Source organism: Actinomadura sp. B10D3 (assembly GCF_039871695.1).
Classification (GTDB): domain Bacteria; phylum Actinomycetota; class Actinomycetes; order Streptosporangiales; family Streptosporangiaceae; genus Spirillospora; species Spirillospora madurae.
The window spans coordinates 238,326-251,575 of record NZ_JBDPLY010000002.1 but is presented as its reverse complement, the minus strand read 5'-3'; the positions used below and the strand labels follow the sequence as shown (position 1 = coordinate 251,575).

Below are 13,250 nucleotides of genomic sequence, written 5' to 3'. Positions count from 1 at the left end.
CCGGGCGCGTGAACCGTCCGCGCGGGCCCGCTCGGGACGCGGTGCCCCCACTGCACCGCCGCCTGCAAGTCCGACATAACGGACGTGCGGGACGGTCAGACGTGCGCCTTCGCGTCGGAGGCCGAGCGGAAGGTGGAGAGGCCGGCGGCTTCGAGGGCGTGCCGGTAGGCGGTGGCGGCCTGCTCGGTGTCCTGGACGAGCTCGTACAGCTCGCCCAGCTCGCGGTACAGGTGCGCGGCGGGACGGCCCGCGGGCATGGTGGCCAGTTGCTCCGATGCGGCCCGCAGGACGACCCGGGCGGCCGGGCCGTCGCCCTGCGCGACACGCGCACGAGCCAGGACGAGCCTGGCCAGGACGGTCTTCTGGGACCGCACGGCCGGGTCGGTGCCGGGCTCCGGGGCCACGGTGTGGCTGCTCGTCGGGGCGGACAGGGCCAGGCCGGTGTCGAGGAACTGTTCGAGCGTGGCGATGGCGTCGTCCAGGTCGCCGGTCAGGACGAGCGCGCGCGCCTGGGCGATGGTCCGTTCCGTCGCCTCCGCGCCCTCAAGGCACTCCGTCTCCCGCAGCAGTTCGAGAGCCTCCTGCGCCGCCTCGCGCGTGCCCTCCGTGCGCGGGCGCTCGAAGCCGAACTCACCGGGCGGCGCGACGTCGGCGGGCGCGTCGGCGGAGAACGGCATGACGCCCCGCAGCAGCGCCTTGGCCCCGGCGAGGGCGAGACGCGCGCGGGCCTGCGTGGGGGTGGTGTCGGTGCGCGCCGACAGGGCCTGGTCCGCGAGGTACAGGGAGTCGCCGACCGTCCCCTCGTCCAGGGCGCGCATGCTCGCCCGCTGGTAGTGGCCGCTCACCGGCTCGGTGTCGGCGGAGCCGCCCGGGCCGAGGAGGCGCCGTCCCAGCTCGTGGGCGCGGACGGGGTCGGAGCGGTCGACGTACGCGAGCAGCAGGATGCGTCCGGCCTCGGTGTACTCGTGGCCCGCGTGCAGGCCGAGCTGGTCCAGCCGTTCGAGGGCGCGCTCACCGAGCGCGATCGCCTGCCCCAGGTCGCCGACGGTGTGGTAGCTCCGGGCGAGCGCGATCACGGGGGGCAGCCAGCTCGCCCGGCCCGGGTCGCGTTCGGCCTGCTCGCGCAGCTCCTCGAACAGCGCGATCGCCCGGTCGGTGCGGCCCATCTCCTCCAGGGCGCGGGCGCGGCCCCAGCGGGCGCGGGCGGTCAGGTCGGGGTCGTCGCTGCGGGCGATCACCTCCTCGAACCCGGCCTCGGCCGTCGCGGGGTCGCCGCGCAGCAGCGCGAGGTGCGCGTGCCGCTCCCGGACCTCCAGGTGGGCGCGCTGCTCCGGCTCGACCCCCTCGGCGAGGTACTCGGGGGTGCAGCCGAGGCGCTCGGCCAGCATCCGCAGGACGGTCGGCGTCGGTGTGCGCTTTCCCGACTCGATCAGGGAGATATAGCTGTCGGAAAGGTCGTGACCGGCGAGCTGCGCCTGCGACAAGCGTCTGGTCAGCCGCAGGTTGCGGACGCGTTCTCCGACGTTGCCTGGACCCGGCATGTGGACTCACTTAGCGGAAGTAAACAGGCGGCTGGGGTGCCGACATGATTGCACATCGCGGGTAAACGCACATCGAGAGCAATGATGCGGCAGAAGTCGGGACCGGCCGGGCGGCCGTCCCAGGTCGCCGCGCGCGCACCGGGGAAAGGTCAGGGTGCGCCGGTTTCGGCCGGCCGATCGTCCCGCCGTCGCGACGACTGTCATTCGTCGACGGTATCCCGACCGGCCGCAGGGAACCCCCGGCACCGCCGATATTGACCAGTCCACCGCGTTTTCCGGGCATTACTGCCGAGTAAGTTTCGGGTCAGGCCTCGGAACCGGAGCCGTCCTTCGGCAGCGGCGCGGTCGGGACGTCCTCGGGCTCCTCGGGTTCCTTCGGCTCCTTGGGACGGCGCGGCGGCGGGGGCGGGGGCAGCGTCTTCTCCTCCGGCGCCGGGTTCTTGTTCGGGAAGATCATTTCGCAGACTTCGAGGTACAGCTGCTCGGGATAGGGCAGGAAGTCGACGTTGGTGAGGGCCTGGTCCTGGCCGGCGGACTCCAGAATGAACTCGCCATAGCCGAGCATGCGGCCCGCGATCGTCCGCTTGAAGCTCATGTCGGTGACCTTGGCCAGCGGCATCATCGCGACCTTGCGCGTGATCAGGCCGGTGGTGAGCAGCATCCGCTGGTTGGTGATGACGAAGTAGTCGACGGACCACTCCGCCACGCGCCAGACGAACCAGGCGAGCAGGATCAGCCAGCCCCACCAGATCCAGCTGATGGCGGTGCCCGCGTCGCTGGCGACCGTGTTGGTCAGCACGCCCGCGATGATCAGCCCGCCGAGCAGGAGCCCGACCGGGACCATCAGGATGGCCGGGTGCCGCCGGACGGTGATGACCTGGTTCTCGTGGGGGAGCAAGTACTTGTTGACCGATGCCGGCGCGGAGTCGCCGGGAGTGACGAGCCTCATGCCGGCCTCAGGCGAGCGCGTTGACGAAGGTGGCCAGCGAACCGGCGGCGGACGCGAGGCCGTTGGCCGCGTTCTCCACCGACTGGGCCGCGCCGTCCGGCTGCTTGATGACGTAGAACGCGACGAAGGCCGCAGCGGCCCACGTCATGTACTTCTTTGCGGGCACGGCTGCCTCCCGGAGCGTTGACCCACGGACCCCGGTTCAGTTTCGCACAGCCGCCACGACCGGCAAAGCACGCCCAGCAGCGCGTTGGACACGGCACGCGCCGGGCCGGACGCAGCGCAGGGAGGCGTCTCCGGCTAGGACGTGTTGCCGTGCGACGTGCGGCTCGTCCGGCGCCGCTTCTCGGCCGCGACCGTCGCGAGCACCTCCAGGTGCCGCCGCGCGATCCGCTCCACCAGCTCGGGCGGCGCGGAGCCGATGACCTCCTCGGCGCCGTAGCGCGCGGCGTCGACGTACCGGTCCACCGTGTCGGCGCCGTGCACCCCGTCGAACTCCTCGGCGAGCCGCTCGCCGATCGCGGCGTAGCGCGGCAGGTTGCCGTCCTCGTGGTGAGCCATGTCGTGTCCTTGAGGTCGCTCGCGCCGCCCGGTCCCCCGTGCCGGGACGGCGGAGGGGAACGCGCCAGGCGTCCCGTAGGGGGTTGCTACCCCCTGCCGTCCGGAACGAACATCGCAGGTCGCACGGGGTTTGAGCGCGATCGGCCCCGGGGACGGGGCGGGGCGGTCACACGACGCCGTAGAGCCGGTCCCCCGCGTCGCCGAGGCCCGGCATGATGAAGCCCTGGTCGTTGAGGTGGGAGTCGACCGCGGCGGTCACCACCTTGATCGGCGCCGAGATGTCGGCGAACGCCTGCTCCAGGAACTTCAGGCCCTCGGGGGCGGCGAGCAGGCAGATCGCCGTGACGTCGTCCGCGCCGCGGTCGAACAGCAGCCGGATGGCGGCGGCGAGCGTCCCGCCGGTCGCGAGCATCGGGTCGAGGACGTAGCACTGGCGCCCGGACAGGTCGTCCGGCAGCCGCGTCGCGTACGTCTGGGCCTGCAGGGTGCCCTCGTCCCGGATCATGCCGAGGAACCCGACCTCGGCGGTCGGCAGCAGCCGCGTCATCCCGTCCAGCATCCCGAGGCCCGCGCGCAGGATCGGCACGACGAGCGGCTTCGGGCTGGCGAGCTGGACGCCGTGCGCGGCCACGAGCGGGGTCTGCACGGTGGCGTCGACGACCCGGACGTCGCGGGTGGCCTCGTAGGCGAGCAGGGTGACCAGCTCGTCGGCCAGGCGGCGGAAGGTGGGGGAGTCCGTTTGGACGTCCCGCAGCGTGGTGAGCTTGTGCGCGACGAGCGGGTGGTCGACGGCGAGGGTCTGCATGGGCTCACCGTAGCCCACGCCGCGCCGACGCCTTCCGCGACTGGATAGGACGCCGTTGAGCTGGGCAGTATGGCGGTATGAACAGCGAGAGGGATCACCAGCCGGACGGCGCGGAGGGTGCCCGGGGGTCCGTGCCCGATCCGCCCGCACCCGCGGTGCCGCCTCCCGAGCCCGCCGCCGGTGCCTCGCAGGCCTCCCCGTCTCCCGAATCCGCGGCCCCCGCGCCGCCTCCCGACCCGACCTCCCCGTCCCCCCGGCCCCCGGTGACCGATGTCACAGGGGAGGAGGACGCCGCGGAGCGTCCCGGCCCGCAGGGCGACATCTCCCCCGAGCAGGTGCGCGAGCATCTCCGCCGCAGGGCCGTCTTCCTGCGCGAGCTGGCCGAGGCCCGTGAGCTGCGCCGCCGGGTGACGCCGCACCGGTCCCGCCGCGCCCGGATCCACGCGGCGCTGCGCCGCCGCACCTTCCGCCTGCACTGACGGGAGTCGAGTAGGTTCGTCCCGCTGGGTAGGGGTTGCAGCGCTGACTTCCGGTTTCACAGCCGGGTGCGGCGGCGAGTTTGGTGGTGGGGCACGCGAGTGCGCCTCGCATCTGCGACCATGCCCTGGCAGGAGACGCGCCGGTGGGGTGGAAATGACGGATGTGGACGCGACGGACTTCGCCGTCGTGGTGTACCGGGAAGACGAGAGCTGGGAGGCCGACGTCCTCCCGGTCGCGCTGACCGAGGACCTCGCGGGGCTGATCCATGCCCTGCGGCAGCAGCCGAGCCTCGGCGGCACGGTGGGGCTGGTCTCGGTCGGCGACGACTTCTTCGTCGCGATCCGCCTGCTCGGGGACGACGTGATGGTGTTCCTGTCGGACGTCACGGCGTCGGTCGACTGGCCGCTGGCCCGCCAGGTCCTCGACTATCTGGACATCCCGGTCCCCGACGACGAGGAGCTCGACCAGGTCCTCCCCGTCGGCGACATGTCGATCTTCGCCGACCTGGGGCTGGACGAGATGGAGCTCGGCGCGATCTCCGGCGACCTGGAGCTCTACCCCGACGAGATGCTGCTCAGCATCGCCGGCCGCATCGGTTTCGCGCACGCCTTCGAGCGCGCCCTCGACACCGTCTCCTGAGAGGTCAGCCGGGGAAGCCGTTGCGGCGGGCGTAGCCGGCGAGGTCCGCCCAGTCGTCGCCCGTGTGGCCGTGCCCGGGGTCGAGGCAGCCGAGGCTGATCGGCCGCTTGGCGTCGTAGCGGGGCGCGTGCGTGTCGGGCGGGTTCTCGAAGTCCAGCACCTCGGCGATGTTGCGCGCGGCGGCGTCCCGCACCGTCAGCGGCTCCAGGCCCCAGCGCCACTCGATCGCCTTCAGCACGGACGTGTGGTCGTACACCTCGTGCGCGACCGCGCCGCGCCGCGCCCGCGGGGAGATCAGCAGGCAGGGGACGCGGAAGCCGCGCAGCGCGGTGCCGAGGTCGGGCCGCGGGTCGGGCCCGGACGGCGGAGCGACGTGGTCGAAGAACCCGCCCCACTCGTCGTAGTTGATCACCAGAAGCGTGCGGGGCCAGTTCGGCGAGGAGACGAGCGCGGTGTACACCTCGTTCAGGAACGCCTGGCCGAACCGGATGTCGGCGAGCGGGTGCTCGTCCTCCGACATGCCGGGCAGGAAGATCTCGCCGAGGAAGGCCGGCTCGACGAAGCTGACCGCGGGCAGCCGGCCGTGCCGGGCGTCCGCGCGGAACTCGGCGATGTTCCGGCTGATGTCGAGGTGCCGGAGCCCCCACAGCGCGGTGAACGGGACGTCGCTGAAGTAGTACCGGCACGGGACGTCCTTCGCCTTCAGCCGGTCCCAGATGGTGGCGGTCTCCGAGATCGTCAGCCCGTTGGAGATCCGGTCGGTCTGCGCCGCGTGCTGGAAGATCCGGTTGGGGAACGTGGACGACATGATGGCGGGGAAGTAGCGGTCGCAGACCGTCCAGTCGAGGGCGGCATGGCCGTGGAAGCCGAGGTCGGGGCCCTCGTAGTAGCCGATGGAGAACACGTCGTTGTCGCCGGCGCGCAGCCAGCCGTCGCACGCGCCGCCGTTGTACTCGACGCGTCCGCCGTCATACGAGTGGTCGGGATCCTGGAAGCCGCATCCCCACGGCACCTTCAGATGGTGGGTGCTGTGCTCGTTGCCGTCGGCGTCGGTGAAGGTGAGCCCGGCCTGGCGCCCGTCGGCACCGGGCACCCAGCCCATGTAGTGGTCGAACGACCGGTTCTCCATCATCACGACGACGATGTGGTCGATGCCTGACTCGTCCGGATCGGGAAGCTCGGCGACGGGTGCCCGCTTCGCCGCCGCCAGGGCCGCCGCGTGGGCCTGCGTGGACGACCCGCCGGCGGCGCCGGTCGCGATGACCGCCGCGGCGCCCGCCGTGCCCGCCAGAAACCCGCGCCGGGTCAGTTCGTCCGCGCCCATGGCATTCCTCCGAGGAAGGTGACCGCTGAGCAGTATGCGAACTTCTGTGGCGCGCGGGAAGGCGGTGGACCGGCCGCCACCGGACAAAACCCGAAGTTTATTCATAAGCGCGTCCGGGCACCCGATGCCGGATTCCTTGACGCTGGGGTGTGTCGGGGCCAACCCCGTGGGTCACAATGAGCACGTGTCATACTTCGCCGCCGTCTTCGCACAGACACCGCAGGGCTGGGTCGGCACCGAGGCCGTGCTCGCCGAGGCGGAGCACGTCGACGACGTCGCCGACCTGATGCGGGAGGCCGCCGTCGAGTCCTACGGCGACCCGGTCGTGCTGCTCATCGAGCAGGACGACGACTGGTTCGCCGTCGTCCGGCTCGACCGGGAGGACGAGCCCCGCGCCTTCGTCTCCACCGTCCGCGAGGACGGCCTCGGCGCGCTGTTCCAGCAACTCGTCGGCGAGGTGCCCGACGGCGACTCCGCAGGCGACGCCTCCCTCCTCGAAGACCTCGGGCTCCCCCCGGAGCGCCTCAGCGACCTCGGCGAGCGCGCCCTCCCCGGCGACGCCCTCCTCGCCGTCGCCGAGCAGGCCGGCTTCGGCGAGGAGTTCGACCGCCTCCGTGACTGATCCCGCCGTCGATGCCTACCACCCGGCCATGCGGCGGGCCCTGGACGAGGCACGCCGAGCCGCCGCGGAAGGCGAGATCCCGGTCGGCGCCGTCGTCCTGGACGCGTCCGGCGAGATCATCGGAACCGGGCGCAACGAGCGCGAGCGCACCGCCGACCCCACCGGCCACGCCGAGATCGTCGCCATGCGGCGCGCCGCGGCGTCCCTCGGCGGCTGGCGCCTGGCGGGATGCACCCTGGTCGTGACGCTGGAACCGTGCACGATGTGCGCGGGCGCGTCCGTCCAGGCACGGCTCGACCGCGTCGTCTACGGGGCCGTGGACCCGAAGGCGGGCGCGGTGGGCTCCCTGTGGGACGTCGTCCGCGACCGCCGCCTCAACCACCGCCCCGAAGTGATCGCCGAGGTGATGTCCGCCGAGTGCGCCGCCCTGCTGATCGAGTTCTTCACGCACCGCAGAGTCGGGTAGGCTCTTCCGCGGTGGTGTCGCCTAGTGGACGAGGGCGCACGCCTCGAAAGCGTGTGAAGTGCAAGCTTCCGTGGGTTCGAATCCCACCACCACCGCCATCCCTACCGAGTGCGGGGCCTGTGGGTCCCGCATTTGGTGTTTTGGGACGGTCTACTACTCCCCGGCTTCGTTGAGGCGCTCTCGCATGGTTCTGGTGAGCACGTGATCGGTGCCGAGCACTCGCTCGCAGTCGGCGAGGTTGAGCTTGTACAGGCGGATCGCGCTTCCTAGACGGCCGTCGCTCTCGTAGGCGTGGGCCAGGTTGCCGCGGGAGCCGAGAGTGTGGGGATGGTCGTGGCCAAGCACCCGCTCCCGAGCCTTGAGGGTCTCTTCGAAGAGAGGGATGGCACGGGTTAGATCCCCGACCATCAAGTAGCTGCGGGCGAGGCTGTTGCGGGAGCCGAGGGTGGTGGGGTGGTCAGGCCCTAGGACCCGCTCCTGAGCGGCGAGGTTCTGTTCGAAGAGGGGAATGGCGCTAGCCAGATCCCCAAACGATTGGTGTATGTGGGCCAGGGTGTAGCGCGCGGTCAGCGTATCGGGCTCGTCGGGTCCGAGGATCTGCTCGAAGCGCGCGAGGACATGTCTCGACAAGGGGAGCGCGCGGGCGAAGTTTCCGGCCGCCATGTAGGCCTTGGCCAGGTTGTGGCCTGCGGTCAGGGTGTCGCGGTGGTCAGGCCCGAGGCTCTGCTCGAAGTCTGAGAGAACCCGCCTGAACAGTGGGAGAGCGCGCGCCACGTCCCCGTTCAGCATGTAGACCCTGGCCAGGTCGTTGCGCGTGGCCAGGGTGTTGCCGTCGTCGGGCCCGAGGATCCGCTCACAGTCTGAGAGAACTCGCTTGAACAGCGAGAGGGCACGCTCCAATCGCCCTTCCGCCTCGTAGGCCCTGGCAAGGCTGTTGCCGGAGACCAATGTGTTGACATGGTCGGTGCCGAGCAGGCGTTCGAAGGTGGCGAGTGCTTGCTCATGGTAGGTAACGGCGCGTTTGCCGTCGCCTTGGTCGCTCAGAAACAGACCGGTGTTGTTGAGCAGCCGAGCAGTGGTCGTAGTGCTGGTGGCGGGTGAGGCGTGACTGGCGAGGACGTCGATGTGGGGCAGAAGAGCGCGCCACTGCGGCCAGTCTGCAGGGGCCCGATGGTCGGCAGGGATCACCTCGTGGAGTAGTCGAGTCGCTTCGTCCCGGGCGGCGTCGATGTCGGGGGCCTGCCGGTGCGGGTCGGCGGCATCGGGGGTGCGGGCGACGGCCTGGACGAGGCGATGCACGACCACCGAGTCCCCGAAAAGGGTGATCATGCTGTAGGCGGCCAGGTCTCCCAGCGCGGTGGTGACTTCCGCCGCGTCTCCGGCCGGGTCGAACAAGGTACGAGGAATGGCCTCGGGAGCCCACCAGGCCATGGTCCGCAGTAGTCGTCCGGCCATCGGGGTGTGGGCAAGGGTGTCGAGGCTGATGCGCCAGATCCGGGCGATGCTGCGTTCGCCATCGGCTCCGGCGCCGGTCTGGTCGTACATCACCGACGGGTTGTCACGGAGCATTTCCAGGTAGCGGACGGGCGTCAGGCGCGTCTGATGCAGGTAGGCGGCAGCCTGCTCGACGGCCAGCGGCAAACACCCCAGCTCCGTCACCAGATCTGCAGCCCCGGCCAGACCTTTGTCCGCTGCTTCGTCGGTCCCGGCGGCGATGGCGGTGAGCAGGTCGATCGCCTGGTTCTCGGGGAGCACATCCAGTTGGATCACGGTGGCACCCAAGCGGTGCCAGCCCTCGGCCAGCCGACTGGTCATCACCACCTTCCCCGGCAGATCTCTATTCAGCAGCGGTGCCACATCACGGGGGTCGGTGACGTTGTCCAGGACGAGTAGCCAGCCTTGAGTGGCGGCCAGCCAGCTCACCGCGTGCGCCGCCAGTGCTTCCATCGGCTGCCCGGCGAGCCCGGGATCCACCGCTACCGCCAACCCTGCGAGTCCCGTCTCCATTGCGGCAGGAGAGTCGGCGGTGATCCACCACGCCACCTCGACGGCGTCCAGGTGAGTACGTGCCCACTGCGCAACCAGTGTCGACTTGCCGACACCGCCCAGCCCGTGCACGACGTGCGCCACAGGGGGTTGGGTCAGTGCCCGGGTGAGTTCTTCCAACTCCTCGGCACGTCCGACGAATGTGGACTCCACCCGTGGCACGTTCACAACCCGCACCCGCGCGCGAAACTCCTTGGCCGCTTTGACCGCACGACCTCGCGCCGCCACCCACGGAGCGGCCTGCTGCCCGCAGGCGGTGACGAACGCCTTCAACGTGCCGGTCTGCGGCAATCCCCTAGCGCCGGTGACGATCGCCTGCACCGTCCCCGTACTCAGCCCCGACGCCTCGGCCAGCCGGTGAATGCTCCACCCACCCCGCCGGTACAGCTCTCCGAGCTGCTCCACCAGCTGTTCGGCGGTACCGATCTGTTCGGGGTCGATCTCCACGCAACCTCCGCCGAAGTGTTCGGATCCATGGCAGAAACCAGCACACACCACCTGCGGTGAGCAGGCACGACGAACAGGAACCAATCCTGTCTCGGAACTGAACAGTCCCCCGCCGGAGCCTGGCGTCAGCAGCATCCCCCCATCGGAAGGACACCAGGTGACCAGTACACCCAACCCGCCTTGCGGCCGCAGGCGTGGCCCCGGCGTCTTCATCCCGCAGCATGCGATCGCCACGGCGGTCTGCCTCCTCCTCGGGGTCACGGTGGCGGCGCTGGTCTGGCTCGCGCCGGCAGTGTGGCTGCCGGTCAGCGCCGGCATCGCGGCGACCGGCCTGGCGTTGAAGCTGCACAACCACTGGCGCGGACGCCACCGGGCCTGACCCCGAACGGCAGAAGACCGCGGTATGCCGGCTACTCCACAGCAGCCGGCATACCGTCGCGGCTGTTCTTCAGGGGCCGACGATGGCGCGCAGGGCGGCGTGGTGGGCTCGGTATGCCTCGCGTCCCTCGCGGGTCAGGGAGAGCCACACCCGCTGGCGGGTGTCGCGGACCGCTTTGCGCTGCTGGACGTAGCCGGCGTCCATGAGCACGGTGACGTGCTTGCTGAGCACGGACGCCGACACGCCGAGCTGTTCCTGCACCACGCCGAACTCCGCCTCGCCCGCGGTGTCCAGCAGGGCACAGATGCGCAGCCGATTGGGTGCGTGGATGGTGGCGTTGAAGCCGTCCATCGGGTCGGTCGTGCTCGTGCTCACGACGCCTTCCGGTGCAGACGGACGAACCAGAGGTGAAAGCCGATGGACAGCGCGGCACCCAAGGCGGAGGTGGCGAACAGCCAGAGCGGCTGATCGGTGTACTTGAACGCGTAACCGGAGCCCACGATGAGCAGCGGTGACCCGATGAGCGCCGGCAGAGTGGCGCGCTTGGGCAGGACGTCGAGACGTAGCGCCACGCCCGTCTTGGCGCGCCAGTTCCTGGCCGCGACGGCGAAGAATCCGACGAACACCGCCTCGGCCCCTACCATGGCGGCCAGCCACGCCCCCTGCGGCATCAGCCAGTCGGGCTCGGCCAGCGCACCGCCGAAGGTGATCGGCAGTACGACGAACATCGCCGTGATCGTCGCGACGAACCAGGTCGGCCACGGAGTGGCGGACAGCGCCGCGACGGACGTCCGGACGTCGTCGGTGTCGGCGAGGGCCGCACGGGCCTGCTCCGGCGTCGGCAGGGACGCCTCCCCGTTAGTTTCCATGGCGGAAACTCTAGCCGCGGAGTTTCCAATATGGCAAGAGACGAGTTGCCAAGGCGGAAAGAATCGTGCGGGGGCTCACGGGCTCGGTTCCTCAGCCTGCTGTGACCAGGGCCACGCCGGCGAGCGCGACCGCCATCCCTACGCGCTGGACGGTGCGGAGCCGTTCGCTGTAGGCGATCCGCGCCAGCAGGACGGTGATCGCCGGGTAGAGCGACGTCAGGACGGCCGCCAGGCTGAGCAGACCCTGGTTGACCGCCAGGAAGTACAGGACGTTCGCGCCCGCGTCCAGGACGCCGGAGAGCAGCGCCAACCCGATCAGCGTCCGCCCGGAGACCCGCGGCCCCGCACCCCCGCGGGTCGCCAGGACCAGCAGCGCCACCAGGACGATCACCAGGTTGCCGACCCGCGCTCCGACGATCGGCCAGAGCCCCGTGCCGTCCCCCGCCTCCTTCAGCAGGACGAAGAAGATGCCGAAGCACATACCGGACACGCCGGCCATGATGGGGCCCGAGTCGAGCAGGCGACGCCACCCGTCCGCGACCGGCGCGGCGGCCTTCCGCCCGTCCGCCTCCATGCTGACCAGCCCGATCGCGACGAGGCACAGCAGGACGCCGAGCAGGACGGACGCGTCCAGCCGCTCGCCCTTGGCGACGCCCACGGCGACCGGGAGGATCGCCGCGGCCAGCGCGGACACCGGCGCCACCACGCTCATCGGACCGCGGGCGAGCGCCCGGTAGAAGGTCATCAGCCCGGCGCCGCCGCACAGCCCCGCGACGAACCCCCAGGTCATCGGCCCCGGGCTGGGGCTGCCACCGCTGAGGAGCGCGGACACCAGCACGACCCCCAACCCGATCGGGACGCACCAGCTGAGGACCCTGATCGCGGCCGCCTTCCGCGTCACCGCCCCGCCGAGGAAGTCGGCCACCCCGTAGGCGAGCGCGGCGCTCAGCGCGAGGACCGTGACCATCACCGCCCGCCGATCAGTCGCGTCTCGATCCGCACGCCGGGGGAGACCGTCCGGAGCAGCTCCGCGAGCCGGGCGCCCGCCTCGTCCAGCCGGTCGAGCGGATACGGCTCAAGGCGTTCGAGGAGGAAGAGCCCGTTCTTGGTGGTCTCGGTCAGCCGGGTCCGGACGCACTGCCGCCAGTTCCAGCGCCTGCACGTGACGCCAGCGTCGTCCCGCCAGACGACCTCACCCGGGTTCGGGTGCTCGACGGCGGGCTCGCCGCCGGCGATGACGGCGAACGGCTCGTCGCCCGTGGCGCGGACCAGGCGCGGCGCCCCCTGGTACGCGTCGAGGTCCTCGCCGCCGATGGGCAGCGCGTACTCGACGCTGACCGCGTTGTAGGCGTCCACGACCCGGTTGATGGACGGGAGCGCGTCGGCGCGGCGGAGCAGCGCGTCCACGGAGGGCCGCGTCCGCTGGGGTTTGGCTCCGAACGCGCGGTAGGCCTCGCGCCACGCCTCGACATGCGGGTCCCCCGCGTCCGCTTTCCGCGCGGCGGCGGCCAGCCACTCCTCGCTCGCCCGGTCACCGGGCCCGTTCTCCATCCCCTCGGCGACCGTGACGAGCACGGCGAAATCGGGACGGAGTTCCCGCACGGCCTCGTCCACGACGACCCGCTCCAGCATTCCTCACCCTCCGGGCGGTCACTTTAATGACATCGACGTTCCACTATACCGACCGCTCGTGATGCGGCCCAGGGCCGGCCGCCCGGCTGAGCCGTTGGAGGACCTCGTCCAGGTCGTGCGGTTCGGCCGGTGCCGGATCCCACATCAGGCGCAGGTCGTCCCCATGCCTCCGCGGGACGAGGTGCACATGGAAGTGGAAGACCTCCTGCCAGGCGGCTTCACCGTTCGCCTGGACGATGTTCAGACCGTCCGGCTCCAGAGCCGTCCTGAGCAGGGCGGCGACCTTGTGCACCATATGCGCCACCTGGCCGTGGACGGCCTGGCTGATGTCCCAGATGGTCCGGGCGTGCACGCGTGGCACGACCAGGGTGTGCCCCGGATTCGCGGGGGCGATGTCGAGGAAGGCGACGGCGTGCTCGTCCTCGGCGACCCGGTAGGACGGCAGCCGGCCGGCGACGATTCCGCAGAAGACGCAGTCGTCCATGCTCCG

General features: G+C 71.0%; 16 protein-coding genes, 1 tRNA gene and 1 pseudogene. 6 read left to right on the top strand and 12 right to left on the bottom strand.

The genetic code is table 11. From position 1 onward, the window contains the following. Nucleotides 1-95: 95 nt before the first annotated feature. The 5 genes and pseudogenes from ABGB11_RS04390 to upp all read right to left on the bottom strand — a co-directional run bounded on the left by ABGB11_RS04390 (nt 96) and on the right by upp (nt 3,856). A complete protein-coding gene (locus ABGB11_RS04390; protein ID WP_347629020.1) occupies nt 96-1,541 on the bottom strand; it encodes a helix-turn-helix domain-containing protein in 1,446 nt (481 codons plus the stop codon). A 439-nt stretch (nt 1,542-1,980) separates the two neighbouring features. After that, nucleotides 1,981-2,490: pseudogene (locus ABGB11_RS04385) on the bottom strand (PH domain-containing protein); the annotation flags it as partial. Nucleotides 2,491-2,497: 7 nt separating this feature from the next. Continuing rightward, nucleotides 2,498-2,656, bottom strand: a complete 159-nt coding sequence (locus tag ABGB11_RS04380) for a hypothetical protein (RefSeq protein WP_347629018.1) — start codon at nt 2,654-2,656, stop codon at nt 2,498-2,500. A gap of 134 nt (nt 2,657-2,790) precedes the next feature. Continuing rightward, nucleotides 2,791-3,051, bottom strand: coding sequence for a hypothetical protein (locus ABGB11_RS04375; protein WP_021594661.1), 261 nt, complete (start codon nt 3,049-3,051; stop codon nt 2,791-2,793). Nucleotides 3,052-3,217: 166 nt separating this feature from the next. Then, nucleotides 3,218-3,856, bottom strand: a complete 639-nt coding sequence (upp, locus tag ABGB11_RS04370; RefSeq protein WP_347629016.1) for a uracil phosphoribosyltransferase — start codon at nt 3,854-3,856, stop codon at nt 3,218-3,220. A gap of 77 nt (nt 3,857-3,933) precedes the next feature. On the opposite strand from upp, the gene ABGB11_RS04365 reads away from it, so the two are divergent. Together ABGB11_RS04365 and ABGB11_RS04360 are read left to right on the top strand one after the other, a co-directional pair. Continuing rightward, entirely contained in the window at nt 3,934-4,335 is a 402-nt protein-coding gene (locus ABGB11_RS04365) for a hypothetical protein (protein WP_347629014.1), read from the top strand. Between the two features lie 154 nt (nt 4,336-4,489). Further along, on the top strand, nt 4,490-4,975 hold the full coding sequence (locus tag ABGB11_RS04360; RefSeq protein ID WP_021594658.1) for a tRNA adenosine deaminase-associated protein: 486 nt from the start codon (nt 4,490-4,492) through the stop codon (nt 4,973-4,975). A gap of 4 nt (nt 4,976-4,979) precedes the next feature. On the opposite strand, the gene ABGB11_RS04355 is transcribed toward ABGB11_RS04360, so the two are convergent. Further along, nucleotides 4,980-6,299 (bottom strand): alkaline phosphatase family protein, encoded by a 1,320-nt coding sequence (locus tag ABGB11_RS04355; RefSeq protein WP_347629012.1) that lies wholly within the window; start codon nt 6,297-6,299, stop codon nt 4,980-4,982. A gap of 184 nt (nt 6,300-6,483) precedes the next feature. On the opposite strand from ABGB11_RS04355, the gene ABGB11_RS04350 reads away from it, so the two are divergent. The 3 genes from ABGB11_RS04350 to ABGB11_RS04340 all read left to right on the top strand — a co-directional run bounded on the left by ABGB11_RS04350 (nt 6,484) and on the right by ABGB11_RS04340 (nt 7,485). Beyond that, the gene (locus tag ABGB11_RS04350) at nt 6,484-6,921 is read left to right on the top strand and encodes a hypothetical protein (RefSeq protein WP_347629010.1); all 438 of its coding nucleotides are present in this window, start codon (nt 6,484-6,486) and stop codon (nt 6,919-6,921) included. A gap of 28 nt (nt 6,922-6,949) precedes the next feature. After that, nucleotides 6,950-7,387 (top strand): tRNA adenosine(34) deaminase TadA, encoded by a 438-nt coding sequence (gene tadA, locus ABGB11_RS04345; RefSeq protein ID WP_347629650.1) that lies wholly within the window; start codon nt 6,950-6,952, stop codon nt 7,385-7,387. A gap of 10 nt (nt 7,388-7,397) precedes the next feature. Further along, nucleotides 7,398-7,485, top strand: a tRNA-Ser gene (locus ABGB11_RS04340). A gap of 55 nt (nt 7,486-7,540) precedes the next feature. Here ABGB11_RS04340 and ABGB11_RS04335 read toward each other — a convergent pair. Beyond that, the gene (locus tag ABGB11_RS04335; RefSeq protein WP_347629008.1) at nt 7,541-9,880 is read right to left on the bottom strand and encodes a tetratricopeptide repeat protein; all 2,340 of its coding nucleotides are present in this window, start codon (nt 9,878-9,880) and stop codon (nt 7,541-7,543) included. Between the two features lie 157 nt (nt 9,881-10,037). On the opposite strand from ABGB11_RS04335, the gene ABGB11_RS04330 reads away from it, so the two are divergent. After that, nucleotides 10,038-10,259: a hypothetical protein gene (locus ABGB11_RS04330; protein ID WP_347629006.1), complete on the top strand. Its 222-nt coding sequence runs from the start codon at nt 10,038-10,040 to the stop codon at nt 10,257-10,259. 69 nt (nt 10,260-10,328) lie between these two features. On the opposite strand, the gene ABGB11_RS04325 is transcribed toward ABGB11_RS04330, so the two are convergent. From ABGB11_RS04325 to ABGB11_RS04305, 5 genes are all read right to left on the bottom strand, one after another. Further along, nucleotides 10,329-10,610 (bottom strand): transcriptional regulator, encoded by a 282-nt coding sequence (locus ABGB11_RS04325; RefSeq protein ID WP_075024309.1) that lies wholly within the window; start codon nt 10,608-10,610, stop codon nt 10,329-10,331. Nucleotides 10,611-10,630: 20 nt separating this feature from the next. Next, entirely contained in the window at nt 10,631-11,128 is a 498-nt protein-coding gene (locus ABGB11_RS04320) for a hypothetical protein (protein WP_347629004.1), read from the bottom strand. Nucleotides 11,129-11,219: 91 nt separating this feature from the next. Beyond that, entirely contained in the window at nt 11,220-12,095 is an 876-nt protein-coding gene (locus ABGB11_RS04315) for a DMT family transporter (protein WP_347629648.1), read from the bottom strand. After that, nucleotides 12,095-12,760 carry a phenylalanine--tRNA ligase beta subunit-related protein gene (locus ABGB11_RS04310; RefSeq protein WP_347629002.1) on the bottom strand — a complete coding sequence of 222 codons (666 nt, stop codon included), beginning with the start codon at nt 12,758-12,760 and terminating at the stop codon, nt 12,095-12,097. The genes ABGB11_RS04315 and ABGB11_RS04310 overlap by 1 nt, the downstream gene beginning before the upstream one ends. A gap of 43 nt (nt 12,761-12,803) precedes the next feature. Continuing rightward, nucleotides 12,804-13,244, bottom strand: coding sequence for an HIT family protein (locus ABGB11_RS04305; protein ID WP_347629000.1), 441 nt, complete (start codon nt 13,242-13,244; stop codon nt 12,804-12,806). Nucleotides 13,245-13,250 lie beyond the last annotated feature (6 nt).

Coding starts and splice junctions, on each gene's coding strand:
- ABGB11_RS04355 (WP_347629012.1), bottom strand. CDS start 6,299: ATGGGCGCGGACGAACTGACCCGGCGCGGGTTTCTGGCGGGCACGGCG.
- ABGB11_RS04315 (WP_347629648.1), bottom strand. CDS start 12,095: ATGGTCACGGTCCTCGCGCTGAGCGCCGCGCTCGCCTACGGGGTGGCC.
- ABGB11_RS04375 (WP_021594661.1), bottom strand. CDS start 3,051: ATGGCTCACCACGAGGACGGCAACCTGCCGCGCTACGCCGCGATCGGC.
- ABGB11_RS04320 (WP_347629004.1), bottom strand. CDS start 11,128: ATGGAAACTAACGGGGAGGCGTCCCTGCCGACGCCGGAGCAGGCCCGT.
- ABGB11_RS04365 (WP_347629014.1), top strand. CDS start 3,934: ATGAACAGCGAGAGGGATCACCAGCCGGACGGCGCGGAGGGTGCCCGG.
- ABGB11_RS04325 (WP_075024309.1), bottom strand. CDS start 10,610: ATGGACGGCTTCAACGCCACCATCCACGCACCCAATCGGCTGCGCATC.
- ABGB11_RS04305 (WP_347629000.1), bottom strand. CDS start 13,244: ATGGACGACTGCGTCTTCTGCGGAATCGTCGCCGGCCGGCTGCCGTCC.
- upp (WP_347629016.1), bottom strand. CDS start 3,856: ATGCAGACCCTCGCCGTCGACCACCCGCTCGTCGCGCACAAGCTCACC.
- ABGB11_RS04390 (WP_347629020.1), bottom strand. CDS start 1,541: ATGCCGGGTCCAGGCAACGTCGGAGAACGCGTCCGCAACCTGCGGCTG.
- ABGB11_RS04360 (WP_021594658.1), top strand. CDS start 4,490: ATGACGGATGTGGACGCGACGGACTTCGCCGTCGTGGTGTACCGGGAA.
- ABGB11_RS04310 (WP_347629002.1), bottom strand. CDS start 12,760: ATGCTGGAGCGGGTCGTCGTGGACGAGGCCGTGCGGGAACTCCGTCCC.
- tadA (WP_347629650.1), top strand. CDS start 6,950: ATGCGGCGGGCCCTGGACGAGGCACGCCGAGCCGCCGCGGAAGGCGAG.